Source organism: Paraburkholderia sp. SIMBA_030 (genome assembly GCF_046535245.1).
Taxonomy (GTDB): Bacteria; Pseudomonadota; Gammaproteobacteria; order Burkholderiales; family Burkholderiaceae; genus Paraburkholderia.
Genome location: NZ_JAWRXB010000231.1, coordinates 1 through 317 on the forward strand (window position 1 = coordinate 1; position 317 = coordinate 317).

The 317-nt window shown below is 63.7% G+C and carries 1 pseudogene; it reads left to right on the forward strand.

What is annotated here, in order from left to right:
- Positions 1 to 317: pseudogene (locus tag SB772_RS39790) on the forward strand (sugar transporter); the annotation flags it as partial.

Sequence of the window (317 nt, forward strand, 5' to 3'; positions counted from 1 at the left end):
CGAATATTCGCTGGCGAATGCGTCGAATCATGTCGTGCTGCTCGCGGGGCCGACGCCGATGGTGGGCAAATCGTTCGTCTCGGTGAATCTCGCCGCAGTGTCCGGCGCATCGGGCAAGCGCGTGTTGCTGATCGACGCCGACCTGCGGCGCGGCTCGCTGAATCTGCACACGGGCGTGCCGAGCAGCCCGGGTCTGACCGATGTGGTCGATTATCTGCAGGACTATGACCAGGTCGTGCATCGTCAGGTGATGCCGGGCGTGGACTTCGTGGCCACGGGCGGTTATGTGACCAACGCGAGCGAACTGTTGCGTCAGG